At 66.7% G+C, this 20,333-nt stretch carries 19 protein-coding genes; 10 read left to right on the top strand and 9 right to left on the bottom strand.

Annotated elements, in window-relative coordinates; all coding sequences use genetic code 11:
- Nucleotides 1-87: 87 nt before the first annotated feature.
- Nucleotides 88-2,229, bottom strand: a complete 2,142-nt coding sequence (locus HCA61_RS10200) for an acyl-CoA dehydrogenase (protein WP_169688085.1) — start codon at nt 2,227-2,229, stop codon at nt 88-90.
- 91 nt (nt 2,230-2,320) lie between these two features.
- On the opposite strand from HCA61_RS10200, the gene kstR reads away from it, so the two are divergent.
- Together kstR and otsB are read left to right on the top strand one after the other, a co-directional pair.
- On the top strand, nt 2,321-2,998 hold the full coding sequence (gene kstR / locus HCA61_RS10195) for a cholesterol catabolism transcriptional regulator KstR (protein WP_169688084.1): 678 nt from the start codon (nt 2,321-2,323) through the stop codon (nt 2,996-2,998).
- A 107-nt stretch (nt 2,999-3,105) separates the two neighbouring features.
- The gene (otsB, locus tag HCA61_RS10190; protein ID WP_169688083.1) at nt 3,106-5,664 is read left to right on the top strand and encodes a trehalose-phosphatase; all 2,559 of its coding nucleotides are present in this window, start codon (nt 3,106-3,108) and stop codon (nt 5,662-5,664) included.
- A gap of 6 nt (nt 5,665-5,670) precedes the next feature.
- Here the strand turns inward: otsB and HCA61_RS10185 are convergent, their stop codons facing one another.
- Entirely contained in the window at nt 5,671-6,780 is a 1,110-nt protein-coding gene (locus HCA61_RS10185) for a LacI family DNA-binding transcriptional regulator (protein ID WP_169688082.1), read from the bottom strand.
- A gap of 157 nt (nt 6,781-6,937) precedes the next feature.
- On the opposite strand from HCA61_RS10185, the gene HCA61_RS10180 reads away from it, so the two are divergent.
- The 7 genes from HCA61_RS10180 (at nt 6,938) to HCA61_RS10150 (ending at nt 13,394) form a co-directional block, all read left to right on the top strand.
- Nucleotides 6,938-7,948 (top strand): zinc ABC transporter substrate-binding protein, encoded by a 1,011-nt coding sequence (locus HCA61_RS10180; protein WP_169688438.1) that lies wholly within the window; start codon nt 6,938-6,940, stop codon nt 7,946-7,948.
- Between the two features lie 40 nt (nt 7,949-7,988).
- A complete protein-coding gene (locus HCA61_RS10175; protein WP_169688081.1) occupies nt 7,989-8,855 on the top strand; it encodes a metal ABC transporter ATP-binding protein in 867 nt (288 codons plus the stop codon).
- A complete protein-coding gene (locus HCA61_RS10170) occupies nt 8,852-9,739 on the top strand; it encodes a metal ABC transporter permease (protein ID WP_169688080.1) in 888 nt (295 codons plus the stop codon). Before HCA61_RS10175 ends, HCA61_RS10170 begins: the two co-directional genes overlap by 4 nt.
- A 28-nt stretch (nt 9,740-9,767) precedes the next feature.
- Nucleotides 9,768-10,316 carry a TetR/AcrR family transcriptional regulator gene (locus HCA61_RS10165; protein ID WP_169688079.1) on the top strand — a complete coding sequence of 183 codons (549 nt, stop codon included), beginning with the start codon at nt 9,768-9,770 and terminating at the stop codon, nt 10,314-10,316.
- A gap of 82 nt (nt 10,317-10,398) precedes the next feature.
- Nucleotides 10,399-11,994, top strand: coding sequence for a GMC oxidoreductase (locus tag HCA61_RS10160; RefSeq protein ID WP_169688078.1), 1,596 nt, complete (start codon nt 10,399-10,401; stop codon nt 11,992-11,994).
- A gap of 22 nt (nt 11,995-12,016) precedes the next feature.
- On the top strand, nt 12,017-12,775 hold the full coding sequence (locus tag HCA61_RS10155) for a 5-oxoprolinase subunit PxpA (RefSeq protein ID WP_169688077.1): 759 nt from the start codon (nt 12,017-12,019) through the stop codon (nt 12,773-12,775).
- A 10-nt stretch (nt 12,776-12,785) separates the two neighbouring features.
- Nucleotides 12,786-13,394 (top strand): allophanate hydrolase subunit 1, encoded by a 609-nt coding sequence (locus HCA61_RS10150; protein ID WP_169688076.1) that lies wholly within the window; start codon nt 12,786-12,788, stop codon nt 13,392-13,394.
- 16 nt (nt 13,395-13,410) lie between these two features.
- Here HCA61_RS10150 and mgtE read toward each other — a convergent pair whose 3' ends face one another.
- A complete protein-coding gene (gene mgtE / locus HCA61_RS10145; RefSeq protein ID WP_169688075.1) occupies nt 13,411-14,784 on the bottom strand; it encodes a magnesium transporter in 1,374 nt (457 codons plus the stop codon).
- A 98-nt stretch (nt 14,785-14,882) separates the two neighbouring features.
- Here mgtE and HCA61_RS10140 point away from each other — a divergent pair, with 98 nt between their 5' ends.
- Nucleotides 14,883-15,746: a biotin-dependent carboxyltransferase family protein gene (locus tag HCA61_RS10140; protein ID WP_169688074.1), complete on the top strand. Its 864-nt coding sequence runs from the start codon at nt 14,883-14,885 to the stop codon at nt 15,744-15,746.
- Here the strand turns inward: HCA61_RS10140 and HCA61_RS10135 are convergent.
- The 6 genes from HCA61_RS10135 to carD form a co-directional block, all read right to left on the bottom strand.
- Nucleotides 15,653-16,102, bottom strand: a complete 450-nt coding sequence (locus tag HCA61_RS10135; RefSeq protein ID WP_169688073.1) for a hypothetical protein — start codon at nt 16,100-16,102, stop codon at nt 15,653-15,655. The two genes, HCA61_RS10140 and HCA61_RS10135, sit on opposite strands and share 94 nt — an antisense overlap.
- A gap of 93 nt (nt 16,103-16,195) precedes the next feature.
- Nucleotides 16,196-17,155, bottom strand: a complete 960-nt coding sequence (rlmB, locus tag HCA61_RS10130; protein ID WP_169688072.1) for a 23S rRNA (guanosine(2251)-2'-O)-methyltransferase RlmB — start codon at nt 17,153-17,155, stop codon at nt 16,196-16,198.
- Nucleotides 17,155-18,549, bottom strand: a complete 1,395-nt coding sequence (gene cysS / locus HCA61_RS10125) for a cysteine--tRNA ligase (protein ID WP_169688071.1) — start codon at nt 18,547-18,549, stop codon at nt 17,155-17,157. Before cysS ends, rlmB begins: the two co-directional genes overlap by 1 nt.
- 11 nt (nt 18,550-18,560) lie before the next feature.
- Nucleotides 18,561-19,037 (bottom strand): 2-C-methyl-D-erythritol 2,4-cyclodiphosphate synthase, encoded by a 477-nt coding sequence (gene ispF / locus HCA61_RS10120; protein WP_169688070.1) that lies wholly within the window; start codon nt 19,035-19,037, stop codon nt 18,561-18,563.
- 6 nt (nt 19,038-19,043) lie between these two features.
- Nucleotides 19,044-19,760, bottom strand: coding sequence for a 2-C-methyl-D-erythritol 4-phosphate cytidylyltransferase (ispD, locus tag HCA61_RS10115; protein ID WP_169688437.1), 717 nt, complete (start codon nt 19,758-19,760; stop codon nt 19,044-19,046).
- Between the two features lie 39 nt (nt 19,761-19,799).
- Complete coding sequence (gene carD / locus HCA61_RS10110) at nt 19,800-20,288, bottom strand: RNA polymerase-binding transcription factor CarD (protein ID WP_169688069.1); 489 nt, start codon at nt 20,286-20,288, stop codon at nt 19,800-19,802.
- Between the last annotated feature and the right edge of the window lie 45 nt (nt 20,289-20,333).

Raw genomic sequence — 20,333 nt, 5'->3', positions numbered from 1 at the left:
GTGTCGGCGAAACCGCCGTCTGCCCGTATCGTGCACGCCGCGGGGAGTCACCGCCGAGCTCGTCCCGACCTTCGGGACTCCGGCCCGTCAGCCCCTGGGTAGCCCCAGAAGGCGTTCAGCGGCGAGGGTGAGCAGAATCTGCTCCGTGCCGCCCGCGATGCTCAGGCAGCGCAGATTGAGGAACTCGCGCGTGAGGGGGCCCTCCACCCACCCGGCCTCCCCCGCAAGATCCATCGCGAGCTCGGCGGTGTCCTGTCGCTGACGCACTCCGATCAGCTTCCGCACGCTCGACGCAGGCCCTGGATCCTGGCCCTCGAGCTGTGCGAGCGTGGTGCGCAGGTCCAGCAGCGAGCCGACCAGTGCCTCACCGATCTGAGCGCCGATGCGGTCGTCCGCCACCGCGTCGCCCGGAGCAGCCAGGGCGAGGAGTTCTTCGATCGCGGGACCGAGCGACGATTTTCCGCCCATCGCGACCCGCTCGTTCGCCAAGGTGGTCCGTGCAAGTTTCCAGCCCCCGCCGAGCGCACCGACAACACAGTCGTCGGGCACGAACACCGAGTCGAGGAACACCTCGTTGAACAACGCGTCGCCGGTGATCTCCCGAAGCGGTGCGACGGTGATGCCGGCAGATTTCATGTCGACAAGGAAGTATGTGATGCCCTTGTGCTTCGGAACGTCCCGGTCGGTGCGAGCCAGGCAGATGGCCCAGTCCGCCTGGTGCGCGAGCGAAGTCCATACCTTCTGCCCCTGCAGTGTCCAACCGCCGTCGACCTTCTCCGCTGTAGTACGCAGGGCCGCGAGGTCCGATCCGGCACCGGGCTCGGAGAACAGCTGGCACCACACGATGTCGCCGCGGAGGGTGGGCATCGCGAAACGTTCGATCTGCTCGGCGGTCCCGTGTTCCAGAATGGTCGGCACCGCCCACCAGCCGATCACGAGGTCGGGACGCGAGACACCTGCGGCAGCGAGCTCCTCCTGAATCAGCAGCTGTTCGGCCGGCCCGGCCCCGCGTCCGTACGGCGCGGGCCAATGCGGTGCGAGACAACCTGATTCAGCAAGCGCTACCCGGTGCTCGGATTCAGGACGCGAAGCGATCGCCGCAACCTCATCGCGGATACGTTCACGATCCGCGGCATGCTCCGACAGGTCGATGCCGAGATGACGGCGCGCACCTCCGCGGGTCAGGTCGGTCAGGCGTGCCCGCCACGTGGTCGAACCCCCGAGCAGCTGCCGCGTGGCGACCGCACGCCGCAGGTAGAGGTGCGCGTCGTGCTCCCACGTGAAACCGATTCCGCCGAGCACCTGGATCGCATCCTTGGCGGTCTCCACGGCCGCGTCCAGCGACACCGCGGCAGCGACGGCAGCCGCAACGGGCAGCTCTGCCGCATCTGCATCCGCGGCGACAGCCGAGTCCCAGGCGAGAGTTCGGATCTTCTCTGTGCGGCACAGCATTTCCGCGCACAGGTGCTTGACGGCCTGGAACGAGCCGATGGGCTTGCCGAACTGCTCGCGGATCTTGGCGTACTCGACGGCGGTGGTCAGTGCCCAGCCTGCGACACCGGCGAGTTCGGCCACCGAGAGCGCAACGGTGAGATCGCGGACGAATCCTGCTGGGGTTTGCACGATTCGCTCGGCGGGAACAACCGTCCCGCCGAGTCGTACCCGCGCGAGGGGTCGCGACTTGTCGATCGTCTCGAGCACATCCAGGTGCATGCCCGGCGCATCGGAGTCCACCAGCGCCCAGCGCTCAGTACCATCGCCACCGGTATCGAGGCGGACGAGGACTGCGACACCGGACTCCGCCGCGATCACGGCACCGGCTCCACCGGTGAGCACAGCCCCGTCGGCAGTGAGTTCTGCGGCAACCGGGTCGAGCGCGACGGCCGTGGGCAGCGCGCCTTCGGCGAGCAGTGCGGCCGTCTTCGCAACCGCGTCCCCACCACGACCGAACACGAGCGCTGCGACAGCGGTGGTGACGACGGGCCCGGGCGCAAGTTCGTGCGCGGCCTGTTCGAGCATCACGGCCAGGTCGACCACAGTGGCACCGAGCCCCCCGGCCTCTTCCGGAACAGCAACAGCGAACAGACCGAGTTCGGCGAGCGATGCCCAGCCCTCGCGCCAGGCATCACCGGGGTCGCGACGTATCCTCGACACCGGCTCCACGCCTCGTGACCAGGCCCGAACAGAAGCCTGAACGGCCCGCTGCTCCTCTGTCATGGCAATACTCACAGCGGGACTCCGACCTTTCGAAATGACATCATTAGCTAGAACGTGTTCTAATATGACATCGGTCCAGAGTCAAGGTGTGAGGAAACGATCTATGGTCACCCCGTCCCGCTCGCGTTCCAACGGCAACGGAACCCTGGCCGCCCTCACCGAGGACGATCTCAGTTCCAACGCCCAGAAGGAACGGCGCAAGCGGATACTCGATGCCACCCTGACGCTCGCGTCGAAGGGCGGATACGAGGCCGTGCAGATGCGCGCCGTGGCGGAACGCGCAGATGTCGCGGTGGGCACGCTGTACCGGTACTTCCCGTCGAAGGTGCACCTGCTGGTCTCGGCACTCGGACGTGAATTCGCCCGCATCGAGGGCAAGGGGAAGATCCCGCCCGGACACAGTCCGCTCGAACGCATGCACCTGATCCTGAGCCTGATCACCAAGGCCATGCAACGCGACCCGCTGCTCACCGAGGCAATGACACGGGCGTTCATGTTCGCCGACGCGTCGGCAGCCGCCGAGGTCGACCAGGTGGGCAAGCTCATGGACCGACTCTTCGCCAGGGCGATGAACGAAGGCGAACCCACCGAGGAAGAACTCGCGATTGCGCGCGTCATCAGCGATGTGTGGCTGTCCAACCTCGTGGCGTGGCTGACCCGCCGGTCCTCGGCAACCGACGTCGCACGTCGCCTGGAACTGACCGTCGACCTGCTACTCGGCGATTCCCCGCGCGAGGTCTACTCCACGCCGGGTAGCGCCGAGTCGCACGGCGATTCCTGAGCAGAACGACCCTTTCGTCCAGCACTTCGTGGGTGTAACGCGAAACACCCCCCGCGATTGCCTCCACACGGGTCGGTGCACCGGCTTTTTCGCCTACCTTGGGACAGGTGAGCGCACTAGACCTCCCCATCGAGCTGCGCCGGGCGCTGGCCGCCGTCGCACGCGCGCCCCGGTTGCTGGTTGCGAGCGACTACGACGGCACGTTGTCTCCCATCGTGTCCGATCCCGACAACGCTCATCCACATGCCGAAGCAGTCCGCGCCATGCGGGACCTCGCGGTCCTGCCTGCGACGTCCGCGGCGGTCATCTCGGGACGCGCGCTCAAGGATCTGGCGGCGCTTTCACGTCTGCCGGTGGAGGTCAAGCTCGTCGGAAGTCACGGCTCCGAATTCGATGTCGGATTCGTGCACGCGATCGACGACGAATCCAAGAGCCGGCTCCGTTACATCGTCACGGGACTCGAGGCCATCGCGAGCCGATTCCCCGGTACCAGGGTGGAGGCGAAACCCGCCAGCGCCGCCCTCCACGTACGCAACGCCGAGCCCGGGGACGCCGAACACGCCCTGACCGCGGTACGCGGCGACCTCGCGTTGCTACCCGGCATCCAGGTCACCGAAGGTAAAGCCGTCATCGAGCTATCCGTCGTCCCGACCGACAAGGGCAGCGCACTCGACATCATCCGACACCAGGAAGCCTCCAGCGCCGCCGTGTTCTTCGGCGACGACGTCACCGACGAGAAGGCATTCGCCTCCTTGCGCGGACCCGACGTCGGCATCAAGGTGGGCGAAGGCGCGACGGTCGCCGAGTACCGGGTGGACCGCTCCGAGGACGTGATCGCGGCGCTGGCATTTCTGCTCGAAGAACGCCGCACGTGGCTCTCGGGTGCGCATGCCAGCCCGATCGAGCGACTCACCATGCTCGCAAGCCCACGGTCGAAGGCGCTGGTCACCCCCGATGGCACCATCACCTGGCTGTGTCATCCCGAGCCCGATTCGGCCGCGATCTTCGCGCATCTCCTCGGCGGCGACGCCGCCGGCCATTTCACCATCGGACCTACGCGCGAAGCACTTCCGCTGAGTCAGCGGTACATCGACTCGACGATGACGGTCGTGACCCGCTGGGCGAGTCTCGCGGTGATCGACTATCTGCCGCACGACGTCGAGGCCGGGCGCACCGACCTGACGCGTGTGATCTCCGGCCGGGCAACGGCGGTCGTGACGTTTGCACCGCGTCCCGAATTCGGCCAGGGCCAGGTGGTCCTCGAAGCCGTCGACGACGGCCTACGGGTGCACGGCTTCAACGAACCGTTCGTTCTGCGGTCGCCGGGAGTCCGCTGGGACATCACCAGCGAGGGCGTCCACCAGACCGCCCACGCTGTCGTCGATCCTTCCGACGGCGATATTGTCTTGGAATTACGTTGCGGTACAGATGATCTCGAGAAGCATCCGACATCGGAGGTGGAACGGCGGGCACACGCGGAAGCGTACTGGTGGCAATGGGCCGCCGAACTCGACCTCCCCACTCTCAAGCCGGATCTCGCCAAGCGGTCGGCGCTGACGTTGCGCGGCCTCGTTCACGAGCCGACCGGGTCGATTCTCGCTGCGGTGACCACCTCACTGCCCGAAGAGATCGGTGGGGTACGCAACTGGGACTACCGGTACTGCTGGCTGCGAGATGCGGCGCTGACGTCGCACGCGCTCGTCGACGTGGGCTCCCTCGCCGAGGCGGAGAACTACCTCGACTGGGTACACGACGTTCTCGAGACCCTGCCCGGCCCCGAGCGCCTGCATCCGCTCTACACGCTTGCCGGTGGCCCGCTGCCCCCGGAGGCCGTTCTCGATTCCCTTCCCGGATACGCCGGTTCACGACCGGTGCGCGTCGGTAACGCGGCCAACCAGCAGGTTCAGCTCGATGTGTTCGGCCCCATCGTGAACCTGATCGCCGCAATCGCTCACCGGCGTGATGCACTCGGCGCCGACCGGGTCACTGCGCTCACCGACCGCGACTGGGAGCTGGTCTGCTCGATGGTCACAGCGGTCGAGCGCCGCTGGTTCGAACCTGATCACGGCATCTGGGAGATCCGCGACAACCCTCGACACCACGTCTATTCGAAGGTGATGGGCTGGCTCACCGTCGACCGGGCCCTCACTCTCGCCGATACGTTCTCCCGCCCCGCCGGTGAAGGGTGGGAATCCCTCCGCGACGAAATCGCGGAGGAGGTCCTCGAGAAGGGCTGGAACGAAGACGTCCGCTCCTACACCGCCGCATACGACGGCACCGACCTCGACGCGGCAACTCTGTTCATCGGGCTGACCGGACTGATCGACCCCACCGACGAGCGGTTCCGCGAGACGGTCCGCGCCACCGAAGCGGAACTGCGAAGCGGTTCGACGGTGTACCGGTACCGCCACGAGGACGGGCTACCGGGCGTCGAAGGTGGCTTCCATCTGTGCGCGGCGTGGCTCGTCGAGGCGTACCTGCTGATCGGGCAGCGCAACGACGCAGAGGCACTGTTCGCACAACTCGTCGCCGCGGCCGGTCCGACCGGACTGCTCAGTGAGGAGTACGACCCGGTCGCTGAGCGGTCGCTGGGCAATCACCCGCAGGCCTACAGCCACATCGGCCTCCTGCGCTGCGCGCAACTGCTCGCCGCCAACCCCGCCTGAGCCGGCCTACTCTGCGTACCAGCCGGTGCTCTCGACCGGCCCAGAGGTCTTGCCGAAGACGAGCCGAGTGTCGAGTGTCTCGATCTCGGGGATACCCGAGTGCGCGGGCGAGGCCAGCAGGAGCTCACCCGCGCGACGTCCCTTGTCCTTCTGAGGCTGGCTCACCGTGGTCAGCCCTTCGCGCAGTGCCTCGTCGACGCCGTCGAACCCGGTGATCGACAGGTGGCCGGGGACGTCGAGCCCCGCCTGGTCGGCCCATGCGAGCGCACCGAGCGCCAGCACATCGGTGGTGCACATCAGCGCAGTGATCCGCGGATTGACGCTCATGATCTGCGCCGCAGCAGACTGCCCGTCAGCGGAGGTGTGGGTGAAACGCTCGACCACGGTGAGCGCGGAATCGTCGAGCCCGGCGTCGCGCATGGCGTCGCGCACGCCGAGTATCCGCTCATGTTGGACGTGGAAGCCCGTGTCTTCCAACGCAGCGAGGTCCACGACACCGTCGTGTCGTTCGCGACCGAGCCGCATGCAGACGATCCCGAACTCGCAGTGACCGAGCTCGATCAGGTGGGCGGCGAGGTCACGCATGGGCGAGCGGTCGTCGATGCCCACGACGGGCGCCGCCCCGATACCGCGAGGCTGATCGCATGCAACGATCGGCAGGTGCCGTTCGAGCACAGCGGCCAGATACGGATCCTCGGGCGGCACGGAATAGACGACGAACCCGTCTACGGACGAGCGATGCACGACCTGCGCGGCCTCGGCGTCGGTGAGGCCCGGCCCCGCGGGAATGAGTAGCAGACCCTGCCCGGCAGCCTCACATGCTTCGGAGAGGCCGGAGAGGAAACTCATCGCGGCCGGGTCGCGGAACGAATAGCTCAGCGCCTCGGTGAGAAGTACTCCGACCGCGCCGGCCTTGCGGGTACGCAGGGATCGGGCCATCGGGTCGGGGCCGGCGTAGCCCCGGCGCTTGGCGACCTCGAAGACTCGTTCGCGCAGTTCAGTAGACAGTTGGTCGGGCCGGTTGTATGCGTTCGAGACCGTGGTACGAGAGATTTTCAGCTCGGCGGCGATCGACGCCAGGGTTGCCTGTCGGCGCGGCTGACGGGACCTGGACATGATCGGACCGTAGTCCTGTGTCGATGCTCACGACCAGGCGGGTTGGGCGGAATGCGCGGAATCGTCCGCTAAAGTGGAACGGTAACGGTTTCCAATAGCGTTAGGGTGGCCTCATCGCCTTCCCCGCGCACCGATTCAGGAGAGAACACCAGTGCGTATGTCCTCCCGCGCCGCACTCGTCGCGGCTACCCTGTCGTGCGCCACCGTCCTCGCAGCGTGTGGCTCCGGCACGACCGGCGACTCGGGCTCGGACGACGAACTGAGCGTGGTCGCGTCGACGAACGTGTGGGGCTCGATCGCCCAGGCCGTCGCGGGCGACCGGATCGAGGTCGAGTCGCTGATCTCCGAACCGAACGCAGACCCACACTCCTACGAGGCCAGTCCACTCGACGCCGCTGCCATCAGCGACGCGTCGCTGGTGGTCTACAACGGCGGCGGATACGACCACTTCGTCGACGACATCCTCGGCTCCGTCGGTGGCGACATCCCCACCGTCGAGGCATTCGCACTGTTCGAGTCGGGTGAATACAGCGACCTGCACGCCGGCCACGACCACGGCACCGACAACGCCACCCCCACCTCCGATGCTCCGACGCCGGACGAGGCCGCCCACGGTCATGACGGCCACGATCACAGCGGCATCAACGAACACGTCTGGTACGACCTCGCGACCGCGGATGCGGTCGCGCACGCTGTCGCCGAGCAACTCGCAGGCCTCGACCCCGACGGCGCGCAGGTGTACCGCGACAACGCCGCGGCATTCCACGAAAGTCTGCACGACATCTCGGACGTCACGACTAGGATCGCGGAGACCCACGCCGACGCACCCATCGCACAGACCGAGACCATCGGTCACTATCTCGTGCTGGCGGCCGGTCTCCACGACGTGACTCCCACCGATTTCACCAACGCGATCGAGAACGGCACCGACCCGTCGCCCGCGAGCATCGCCGAGACTCGGCAACTGCTGCTCGACAAGAAGGTCGGGGTCCTCCTCTACAACCCGCAGACCGAGGACAAGGTGAGCAGGGAGATGCGCTCGGCCGCCGAATCTTCGGGCATTCCCGTCGTCGAAGTTTTCGAGACCCTACCCGAGGGCGTCGATTACATTCAGTGGCAGACCCGGACCGCCGAGTCGCTCGCCACCGGACTCGATTCTGCGTCGTAGTCCCCCATCCCCTGACCACAGCTCGAGAACACGGACCCCGGTGACATCTTCCCTCCCCGACCATCCCCACGCGGTCGAACTGAGCGGCGCCAGATTGGCGTTCGGCGAACGCGTCCTCTGGGACCACCTCGACCTCGCGGTGCACCCCGGAGAGTTCGTCGCAGTCCTCGGGCCGAACGGCGCCGGAAAGACCTCTCTCCTCAAAGTCCTGCTCGGTCAGCTTCCGCTCAGCGCGGGAACGGCCACCATCGCGGGCACACCGGTCCATACCGGCAGCCCTCATGTCGGATACGTACCGCAACAGAAGACGCTCGACGTAGGTGTTCCGTTGCGTGGCCGCGACCTTGTCGGACTCGGTGTGGACGGACACCTGTGGGGCACCGGTATTCGACATTTCAAGCGCCGCAAGGCCGCCGTGGACGCCGCGATCGCCCAGGTCGGGGCGCAGTCGTACGCGAACGCGTTGGTCGGCGACCTGTCCGGAGGTGAACAGCAACGGCTCCGGGTGGCGCAAGCACTCGTGGGTGATCCGCAAGTGCTGCTGTGCGACGAACCGCTGCTCAGCCTCGACCTCGCCAATCAGCATCTCGTGTCGGCGCTCATCGACAAGCGGCGCAAGGACCACGACACCGCCGTGCTGTTCGTCACCCACGAGATCAACCCGATCCTTCCCCTCGTCGACCGGGTGCTCTATCTCGTCGACGGCCAGTTCCGCATCGGCACACCCTCGGAGGTCATGACCTCCGAGGTGCTCTCCGAGCTGTACCGCACAGAGGTCGAGGTGCTCGAGATGCGCGGGCGGCTCGTCGTCGTCGGCACGGGCGACGCCATCGATGCGCTCGGCAGCGCGGGCGGGCTCCGCCCCGGCGAAGGCGTCCACCATCACCACCCGGAGGACCACGCATGAGCAGCAAGTTCTCGGACGCCATGGGACGGCTGTTCGATTTCCAGGCCACCGCAGAACTCCTGCAGTACGACTTCGTGCAGCAGGCCCTGATCTCAGGGGCCATCCTCGGTCTCCTCGCCGGTGTCATCGGCCCCCTGATCATCAGCCGACAGATGGCGTTCTCGGTGCACGGCACCTCCGAGCTGTCGCTCACCGGCGCCGCCGCAGCACTGCTGGTGGGGGTCTCCGTCGGGATCGGCGCGGTCGTCGGTGCCGTGGTCGCCGCGATCCTGTTCGGATTGCTCGGAACGCGCGCCCGCGAACGAGACTCGGTGATCGGCGTCGTCATGGCCTTCGGGCTCGGCCTCGCCGTGTTGCTGCTGTGGGCATACGACGGGCGCACCGGCGCTGCGTTCTCACTGCTGACCGGCCAGATCGTTGCGCCCGGCGGAACCGGTGTCGCGTTGCTCGCCGGCTGCGCGGTCGTGGTGATCGGCGCCCTGGTCCTGATCTACCGCCCGCTGCTGTTCTCGAGCACCGACCCCGAGGTCGCGGCCGCACGCGGCGTGCCGGTACGGGCACTGTCGATGGTCTTCGCGGTACTCGTCGGCATCACCGCCGCGCTCGGTGTGCAGATCGTCGGGGCGCTACTCGTCATGGCCCTGCTCATCACGCCCGCTGCCGCGGCGGCGCGGGTGACCCGTGGTCCGCTCGCCGCGACGATCCTGTCGGTGATCTTCGCCGAGGTCGCGGCTGTCGGGGGCATCCTGCTCGCGCTCGCACCCGGCGTCCCGGTGTCGAGTTTCATCACCGCGATCGCCTTCGTCATCTACCTCGTATGCCGGGCGATCGGGTCGGTGCAGCGCCGCCGGGGCGCGGGGCGGGTTCTCACACCGGCGGCCTGACGTCCATTCGCTGCGGGACAATCAGCGGATGCGCTCCCGTACGAAAGTTCTCGACGCGACACTCGCGCTCATCACGAGCGACGGGTTCGATGCCGTCACCATCGCGGGCGTAGCGAAGGCGGCCGGTGTCTCCCGACAGACCGTGTACTCGATATTCGGGAGTCGGGAAGATCTGGTGTCGCAGGCGGTCGCGAGCGCTGCGCTGGGAAAGCTCGACGATATCCTCACACTGTTGGCCGGAGCGGACACCCCGTGCGAGTACCTCGTCGAACTGCTCGTCGCCGGCCGGGGGGCGGTGCGTGACAATCCGGTACTGGCCGCATTGCATCGTTCGGGCCGCGAGCATCCTTTCTTCGACACGGGCATGGTGAGCCGGGCAAAACCGGTCGTCCTTCGACTGCTCGAGCCATTGGCCCACAAATACCCCGAGATCGTTCCGCAACTCGACGACATCGCCGACATCGCACTCTTCCTCGGATTGTCGGTGGTTCTGTTCGACGATCCCGAGATGCATTCGGATGACGAACTGAGGCGCTTTCTCACCAGATGGCTGGAACCGGCGATGCCGAAACCTTGACACTCGGCACCCATATGTCTAGTTTTGCACGCGGCCCGGAGGTATCCGCCAGGGTCGAGGCAGACTCTTGGGGAGCGAAATCTTGTCGAGCATCAGCAGGCGCACATTTCTCGCAGGGGCCGCCACCGTCGGCGCTGTACTGGCAGGAACATCCGCCGCACACGCGTCCACCGGCATCGCTACCCGAACGAGCAAGGTGCCGCTGACACGCGAAGAACATCGTGTGGTCGTCATCGGCTCCGGGTTCGGCGGCGGCGTGAGCGCACTGCGTCTGGCGGAAGCCGGAGTGCCCGTCACCATCCTCGAGCGGGGAAAACGCTGGCCCACCGGACCCGACTCGACGACCTTCCCGCGAGTCGACGCACCCGACGGGCGCATGCTGTGGTTCCGCTCCGCACCCGAACTCTTCGGCAGGCCCGTCATGGTGGAGCCGCACACCGGCCTGGTCGAGGCAGTTGTCGGACAGAACATGACGGCCCTGTGCGCCGCAGGAGTCGGCGGTGGCTCGCTCGTCTACCAGGGAATGTCGTTGCAGCCCAGCGAGGAAGTGTTCAACGCCCACTTCCCGAACGAGCTCGACTGGGCCACCATGAATCGCGTCCACTACCCGCGTGTGTCGCGGATGCTGAGGCTCGCGACCGCCCCCGACGAACTCGTCTCCCACCCCAACTACGCCGCCGCGCGGATCTTCGCCGAGCGCGTGAAACAGGCCGGACTCCCGCTCGAGAAGATTCCCATGCCGATCGACTGGGACTACGCCCTCGCCGAACTGCGCGGCGAGATGGCTCCGTCGTACACGGACGGCTCCGGGGCGCTCGGTGTCAACAACGGCGGCAAGCATTCCGTCGACGTCACCTATATCGCTGCTGCCGAGGCCACCGGTCTGGTGACCGTGCAGACCCAGCACGAGGTCAGAGACATCGAACGGGCTTCCGACGGCCGGTGGACCGTATACGTCGACCGGATCGACACCTCCGGGAATCTCCTCGAGAACAAGATCCTCACCACCGACACACTCATCCTGGCCGCCGGCAGCCTCAATACGACCCGCTTGCTGGTCCGGGCGTCGCAGAAGGGACAGATCCCGGATCTCCCCGACGATCTCGGACGCAACTGGGGCAGCAACGCCGACCGTATCTACCTCTGGTCCGACATGCGTGAGGACTTCGGCGCGTTGCAGGGCGGCCCGGTCGTCTACGGCAGCAAGAACTGGGACGATCCGAACGCCGCCTTCACAGTGATCCAAGCGTCGATTCCGGCGATCGGCGTCAACACTCGCAGCACCGTGCTCGTGGGCTACGGCATCAGCGACAGCCGCGGTTCGTTCGTCTACGACTCTGCGAAGGACGACGCGATCCTGCACTGGCCGAAAGACGGCGACGCCGCGATCCAGAATGGTCACATCGACCCCACGGTGCGCAAGATCGTCGGCAACACAGGTATCGCCACCGATACCAATGCCATCGTTCCGTCCACGTGGCACCCGCTCGGCGGGGCGAGCATGGGCGGCGTCTGCGACCTCGACGGACGAGTACACGGCCAGCGCGGTCTGTACGTGCTCGACGGTGCGCTGCTTCCGGGCCAGTCCGGTGCGTGCAACCCGTCGATGACCATCGCCGCCGTCGCCGAGCGCGCGCTCGACAACATCGTCGCGAAGGACGTCGGGGTGACGATCTGACACCCGCCCTAGAATCGGACACGTGACCCGCATCGACCTGAACAGCGACCTCGGCGAGAGCTACGGGCAGTGGCGACTCGGCGACGACAAGGCCATGCTCTCGCTTGTCACGAGCGCCAACATCGCGTGCGGGTTCCACGCGGGTGATCCATCGAATCTGCTCGAAACCTGCAGGGGTGCAGTGGATCACACCGTACGCATCGGAGCCCAGGTGGGGTACCACGATCTGGCGGGGTTCGGTCGACGGTTCATCGATGTCGAGCCGGCAGAGCTCACTGCCGAGGTGATCTACCAGATCGGCGCCCTCGACGGCCTCGCCCGGGCTGCGGGCTCAACGGTCGGATACGTCAAACCGCACGGCGCTTTGTACAACGCGATCGTTCACCACCGCGAGCAGGCCCGCGCGGTCGTGGCGGCGATCCGCTCGTACAACGCCTCACTACCTGTTCTCGGGCTTCCCGGATCGGCGTTCCTCGAGGAGGCCGAACGCGCGGGCTTGATCGTGGTGACCGAGGCGTTCGCCGACCGCGCGTACACCCCCGACGGGGCCCTCGTGTCGCGGCGCGAACCGGGTGCCGTGCTGCACGATCCGGATCTGGTGGCCCAGCGCGTGTTGCGTATGGTCACCGAAGGCGTGGTCACAGCGATCGACGGCACCGATGTGCGCGTAGACCCACAGTCCGTGTGCATCCACGGCGACTCCCCTGACGCCACCGCCATGGCCGTGGCCGTCCGGGCCCTGCTGGATGCCGAGAACATCGACGTCCGCGCATTCGTCTAGGCGGCGGCACGTGAGGATCCTGCGCAACGGCGACTCCGCAGTACTCGCGGAGTTCGATTCACTCGACGACGTACTCGCGCATTTCCGCGCACTCGACGCGAATCGGATACACGGTGTCGTCGACCTGGTGCCCGCTGCCCGCACACTGCTGGTCCGCTTCGACACGCGAACGACCCACGCCGACACGGTGCGCCGCTGGCTCGTCGAGACGCAGCCGATGCGCGCAGACACCATCCCGGGGGCCGAAGTGGTGATCCGAGTGCGGTACGACGGTCCCGACCTCGAGGAGGTCGGTGAACGAACCGGACTGGGCGTCAGCGGTGTGATCGCCGCGCACACCGGACGCGCCTGGACGGTGGCGTTCGGCGGCTTCGCTCCCGGCTTCGCCTATCTCACGGGCGGCGACAGCCGCTTGCAGGTACCACGTCGAGACTCCCCGCGGACCTCGGTGCCCGCGGGTGCCGTCGGGTTGGCAGGCGAGTTCTCCGGGATCTATCCGAGAAGCTCTCCGGGAGGCTGGCAGCTGATCGGCACCACCGAACAAGTTCTGTGGCAACCGGATCGGACTCCCCCTGCATTGTTGCACCCCGGTGCCGCAGTACGATTCGAGTCCTACTGAACACCAAGCGGTCTCGTCAAATTCCCAGCACGGCTTTTGCAATGAGAAAATACAGTACCAATCCCGTCGAATCGACGAACGTCGTGATGAACGGATTGGAGAACACTGCGGGATCCACACGGATAGCCTTGGCGACCAACGGCATCGCCCCACCGACAGTGGCTGCGAGTGTGCACACGGTGACCAGCGTCAGCCCGATCACCGCGCCCACCGACATGTCGTAGACGGCAGTTGCGAGGACGAACGCCACGGAACCGAGCAGCACCCCGAGCGAGAACCCCACCCTGAGTTCACGGACGACGACACGGCCGACATCTCGGGGACTCACGTCGTCGAGAGCCAATGCCCGCGTAACGGTGGTCGCCGCCTGATTTCCCGTGTTGCCACCGGTGCCGATGAGCAGCGGCACGAACAACGCCAACGTCACGGCCTGTTCCAAGGTCGATTCGAACACCTCGAGCACCTGCACGGTCAATGTCGCTCCGATCGCCAGCACGAGCAGCCACACGACCCGCGAACGCACCAATTGTCTCGCCGGCGTGGCGAGATAGGGCTGGCGTAGCGGCTCGGTGCCGCCGATCCGGGCCTGGTCCTCGCTCTCGGCCGACTCCAGGATGCGCAACGCATCGTCGACAGTGAGGATGCCCACCAGTCGCGTTTCGCTGTCCACGACGATCAACGCCAGCAACTTCAGCTCGGCACAGCGGCGGGCAGCTTCCTCTGCGTCGTCGGTGGCCCGCGCGAAATACGGTTCGCTCATGATGTCGCCGACTGCGCCGTCCTTCGGGGCGCCCATCAGATCTCGCAACCCCACCACACCCACGAGGATCCGATTCCTGTCGACAACCGGCAAGGTGTAGACCGTCTCGGCATCGTGGAGGCGGCTACGGACCATCGCGAGGGCTCGCTCGATCGGCATGTCTTGGCGCAACGAGACGAACTCCGGGCTCATGCGCCGTCCGAGAGCGCCCTGCCTGTAGCCGAGGATCGTCGCTGTCATCTCACGTTCGTCGTACGGGAGGCCGCGCATGAGCTTCGCCGCAACGGTGGCCGGCAACTCGTCGAGCAGTTCGACTCGATCGTCGGGCTCGAGATCAGCGAAGATCGACGCGACCTGATCGTCTTGCAGGCCGCCGACGAGGGCGCTCTGCAGACTCGGATCCAGCTGCTCGAACACCTCCATCGCCTGATCCTTGGGAAGCAACCGATAGAGCACCGCGCGGTCGGTGTGGTCCAACCGCTCGAGCACGTCGACGAGCAGTTCCACGCTCAGGTCGGCTACTGCGGCGTGCGCCGCAGCCAGATCGCCGTCGTCCAACGCACCCTCGACTGCCCGGGTCGCCTCCACCCGGGTGGCCTCGATACTGGTGGTCGGATCGTTCCGGCTCATCGTGTCTCCCTCGAACTGCGGCACTTCAACCTAACGCGCGCCGGCTGCGCTCACCGAACAGTCCTCACCGCCGCCCCGGATTGCGAGACCATGGATCCATGGCATGGCTCGAGGTGGTCACCCCTGGAATCTTCACGACTGTGCAGGATCACGGACGCATCGGATACGGGGCCGACGGCGTGACCGCATCCGGCGCTGCGGACCGCACGGCGCACGACGCTGCGAATCGCCTCGTCGGCAATCACCCGGACGCCGCGGCCCTCGAGGTGACCGGTGGCGGACTCTCGGTCCGAAGCGTCGGCGACACGATCGTCGCGATCACCGGAGCGCGCGTCGACGTGACGGTAAACGGCCGCTCGGTGGGTGATTACGCGAGGGTGCGTCTCCGCGATCAGGACGTCGTCTCGGTCTCAGTGCCATCCGAGGGATTGCGGTCGTATCTGGCAGTCCGCGGCGGCATCGACGTTCCGGAGGTACTGGGAAGCCGTTCGACCGACACGTTGTCGGGCACGGGCCCAGCGCCGGTGCACACCGGTGACCGGCTGCTTGTCGGCGCACTCGCCGACGAACTCCCCTGCGAAGAGCAGATCCCTCCGCCTGCGCCCGCGGGTGATCCCGTCGAACTCCGTGTGCGAACAGGGCCCCGCGACGACTGGTTCACTCCCGCCTCGGTCCGCGCCTTCCTACACGAATCGTGGACGGTGACTCCGCAACTCGATCGGGTGGGGATCCGGCTCCGGGGCCCCGGACCGCTACACCGCTCACGCCATGACGAACTACCCAGCGAGGGTATGGTTGCCGGGTCCGTCCAGGTGCCGCCGGAGGGTCATCCGGTGCTGTTCCTCGCCGATCACCCCGTCACCGGCGGCTATCCGGTGATCGCGGTGGTGACGACAGCGGACCTTCCCACTGCGGCGCAATTACGTCCGGGGCGGCGTGTGCGGTTCGTCCGACTGATCTGAACTGTGACCTCGTTGTCACGCACAGTGATCAGGCCGTGGTCGCCGGCGCTGGTGCGCACCTCCACCGTCCCCGACACCTCATACCCCCGGGGTGCCAGGAACGCGGCGATCAGGTACTGAAGCCATTCGGAGTACCGGTAGAAGACCGGGTCGCCGTCCCACTCGAGGGCGCATCCGTCACTGCTCGGGGCCCACTGACACCACGACAGCGGCCGCCCCTCTGCCGGCAGACCGTCGCGGCCCGCGTTGTGCGGACCACTCGCGGCACCCGCGAACCCGGTGAGGAAGTCGATGTCGGGCCGACTCAATGGCGGTGTGATCTCGAAACGCCCGTCGAACGCCGTTGTGTACGCCACTGTGTGCCTCCGCTTCCGTCCGGCCCTACCGGTACAGACGCAGCGAGGGCCCGATCGGTTCCCGTCGGTACGCGCTGACCTTCGGAGCGGCCTTCAGGACCTGCGACGCCGCGCGATATCGGCGAGCACGACGCCTGCCGCGACCGACGCGTTGAGCGACTCCACGTCGCCGGCCATCGGGATGGACAGGATCGAATCGCACGTCTCGCGGACGAGCCGCGAGAGTCCCTTGCCCTCGGACCCCACCACCACGACGACGGGATCGGTGCCGTCGAAGGTATCGAGGTCGGTATCACCACCGGCATCGAGACCCACGACGCGGACGCCCTGAGACTGCCAGTCCTTGAGGGTGCGGGTCAGATTGGTTGCGCGTGCTACCGGAAGCCGCGCCGCAGCACCCGCACTGGTGCGCCAGGCCACGGCAGTGACCGACGCGCTCCGACGCTGCGGAATCACAACGCCATGGCCACCGAACGCCGCCACCGACCGGATGATCGCACCGAGGTTGCGGGGATCGGAAATGTTGTCGAGCGCCACCAGCAGGGGTCGCTCGTGCCTCTCCTTGGCGCGCACGATCAGATCGTCGGGGTGCGCGTAGCGGTACGGCGGCACCTGCAGACCGATACCCTGATGCATACCGTTCGCCGTGAGCCGGTCGAGTTCGCTGCGCTGCACTTCGAGAATCGAGATTCCGGCATCAGCGGCGCGCTGCACTGCTTCCTTGAGCCGGTCGTCGGCTTCCGCACCGACCGCGACGTAGAGCGCGGTCGCCGGGACCTCGGCCCGCAAGCACTCGACTACGGGGTTGCGGCCGAGGACCATCTCCGGCCCGTCCTCCGGCTTGCGTCCGCCCGGACGGCGGCCTCGGTTGTCGGCAGCCTTCGCCGCTGCGCGAGCGCGCCGGGCCGCAGGATGGTACGAACGATCCTCGGCCTTCGGGGTAGCGCCGCGGCCTTCGAGACCGCGCCGACGCTGACCGCCCGAACCGACGACCTGGCCTTTCTTCGTTCCGCCCTTGCGAATCGCTCCGCGGCGCTGGGAATTGCCTGCCATCACTGCCCTGCTTTCAGAGACCACTCGGGTCCGTTCGGCGTATCCGTTACTTCGATCCCCGCCGCTGTCAGCCGGTCACGTACTTCGTCGGCGACCGCCCAATTCTTCTCGGCACGGGCGCTCTGTCGACGATCGAGTTCTGCTCCCACCAGCACATCGAGGGCGGCGAGCGCACCCGACTCGTCGCCGGAGCTCTCCTGCCAGTGTGCATCGAGTGGATCGACGCCGAGGACAGAAAGCATCGCACGGATCTGGGAAGCGATGCGCACCGCTTCGGTCAGGTCTCCGTTGTCGAGCGCCTTGTTGCCCTCGCTGCGTCGGCCGTGGATCTCGGCGAGCGCTTTGGGCACCCCGAGATCGTCGTCGAGCGCTTCGGCGAACGCGTCGGTCCACGTTCCGACGGGAACGTCGCCTGCCCGGTCACGGGTCTTGATCACGAACGACTCGAGTCCCCGGTAGGCCGCGGCCGCCTCGGCCAGCGCCGTGTCGGAATATTCGAGCATCGACCGGTAGTGGGCGCTGCCGAGGTAGTAACGCAGTTCCTGGGCCCGCACGCGGGTGAGGACGTTGGGGATGGACAGCACGTTGCCGAGCGACTTGGACATCTTCTCGCCGCCCATGGTGACCCAGCCGTTGTGCAACCAGTAACGGGCGAAGCCGTCACCTGCAGCGCGGGCCTGCGCGATCTCGTTCTCGTGATGCGGAAACACCAGATCCATGCCGCCGCAATGGATGTCGAACGAGGAACCAAGATAGAACTCCGCCATGGCGGAGCATTCGAGATGCCAGCCCGGACGGCCACGACCCCACGGCGTCGGCCACGAGGGCTCCCCGGCCTTCTCGGCCTTCCACAGGGTGAAGTCGCGAGGGTCGCGCTTGCCCTGCCCGGCGCTCTCACCTTGATGGACGTCGTCGAGTTTGTGCCCCGACAACGCGCCGTACTCGGGGAAACTCATCACGTCGAAGTAGACGTTGCCGTCGGAAGCGTAAGCATGACCCGCGTCGATGAGTCGACGCATGAGCTCGACCATCTGAGTGATGTGCCCGGTCGCGCGGGGCTCCACGGAGGGCGGCAACACACCCAGAGCGTCGTAGGCGCGGGTGAAAGCGCGCTCGTAGGTGGTCTTCCATTCCCACCAGGGGCGGCCCGCCTCGCTCGCCTTGCGGAGAATCTTGTCGTCGATATCGGTGACGTTTCTCACAAACGCGACGTCGAGCCCCTTCGCTGCGAGCCATCGTCGCAGAACGTCGAACGCGACGCCGCTGCGCACGTGGCCGATGTGCGGCTCACCCTGAACAGTGGCACCACACAGATACACCGAAGCGTGTCCGGGCACCAGCGGTTCGAAATCCCGCACGGCTCGTGTCTCGGTGTCGAAAAGGCGCAAAGTCACGACAGACCATCTTACCGTTGATCGACGTCAGGTAGTACGAGCGCGGTGGCGATAGCCGCCACACCTTCCCCGCGGCCGGTCAGCCCGAGCCCGTCGGTGGTGGTGGCCGACACCGACACGGGTGCGCCGAGCAGATCGGACAGCACACGCACCGCCTCGTCCCGTCGCGGCCCGATCTTCGGGCGGTTCCCGATCACCTGCACGGCCGCGTTGCCGATGGTCCAGCCTTCTTCGGTCAGCAGCCGCCGTACCTCGGTGAGCATCGAGGCCCCCGACGCTCCCGACATCTCGGGTCGATCGGTCCCGAACACCGAACCCAGGTCGCCGAGGCCGGACGCCGACAACAACGCATCACACAACGCGTGTGCGGCGACGTCGCCGTCGGAGTGCCCCGAACAACCATCTGCGTCGTCGAACAGCAGACCTGCCATCCAGCATGAACGCCCCGGTTCGACCGGGTGCACATCTGTTCCGATTCCGACACGCACGTGTGCTCAGTTCCCCTCTTGTGTCCGTTCGCCGGCGGCGAGCAGAGCTCGGGCCAGCACCAGATCCAGCGGTGTGGTGATCTTGAAGGCGAGCGGGTCGCCCGCCACGGTCTGCACGAACTCGCCGAGCCGTTCCACCAGCCCGGCATCGTCGGTTGCGTCGCCCGTATCGCGATTGGCGCGTTCGAGCAGGTCTGCCTCGAACCCCTGTGGTGTCTGCACCGCGCGCAGGGTCGCCCGCTCAGGGGTGCCGGTGACGACCCCGTCGGAGTCGACGCTCTTGATGGTGTCGGCGACCGGCAGGACGGGAATCACTGCGCGCCGCCCACCCCGGAGCGCCTCGACCACTCGGGTGAACAACTCCGGTGGAGTCAGCGCCCGCGCCGCATCGTGCACGAGCACGAACTGCGCGTCCGACGCCGCCCGGAGACCCGCGCGCACAGAATCGGCGCGTTCCGCACCACCGCCGGTGACCGTGACCCGGTCGGCGTATTCCGCGCGTACGAGCTCCGCCGGAGGTGTCGAGGCGAGCTCGGGCGGCGCCACCACCACGACGCGGTCGACCGCGCCGGAACCCAGCATCGCTTCGACAGCCCGGTCGAGCATGGTGCGCCCATCGAGCTCGACGAACGCCTTGGGTAGTGACTCACCCAGACGGACGCCGCGGCCGGCCGCCGGAATGATTCCGACGACCGGCCCGCTGCGATCGTGTACTTGCTGTATTCGATTCACTTGATGTTGATTCGAGGGTCGCGTCGCCTATCAGGATGCGGCGGCGAGAACCTCGTCGAGCATGCTCTCTGCCCTGACATCGTCGGTTCCCTCGGCGAGCGCGAGCTCACCGACGAGGATCTGCCGAGCCTTCGCCAGCATTCTCTTCTCACCTGCAGAAAGGCCACGGTCCTGTTCCCGGCGCCACAGGTCGCGGACTACCTCTGCGACCTTGTTGACATCTCCGGAGGCCAACTTCTCGATGTTGGCCTTGTACCGCCGTGACCAGTTGGTCGGTTCTTCTGTATGCGGTGCGCGCAGCACCTGGAAAACCTTGTCGAGGCCTTCTTGTCCCACCACGTCGCGAACTCCGACATATTCTGCATTCTCAGCAGGTACCCGCACCGTGAGGTCGCCCTGCGCGACTTTCAGAACCAGATATTCCTTCTGCTCCCCCTTGATGGTGCGTGTTTCGATTGCTTCGATCAGCGCCGCACCGTGATGGGGGTATACGACGGTGTCTCCGACCTTGAAAATCATGTGTCCCGTGCCCCTTTCGATTCTTCGAGTTTAACACGTGACCAC

Source organism: Rhodococcus sp. HNM0563, assembly GCF_012726195.1.
In the GTDB taxonomy this organism is placed as follows: domain Bacteria; phylum Actinomycetota; class Actinomycetes; order Mycobacteriales; family Mycobacteriaceae; genus Rhodococcus.
This window is presented reverse-complemented; position numbering and strand designations above follow the sequence as displayed.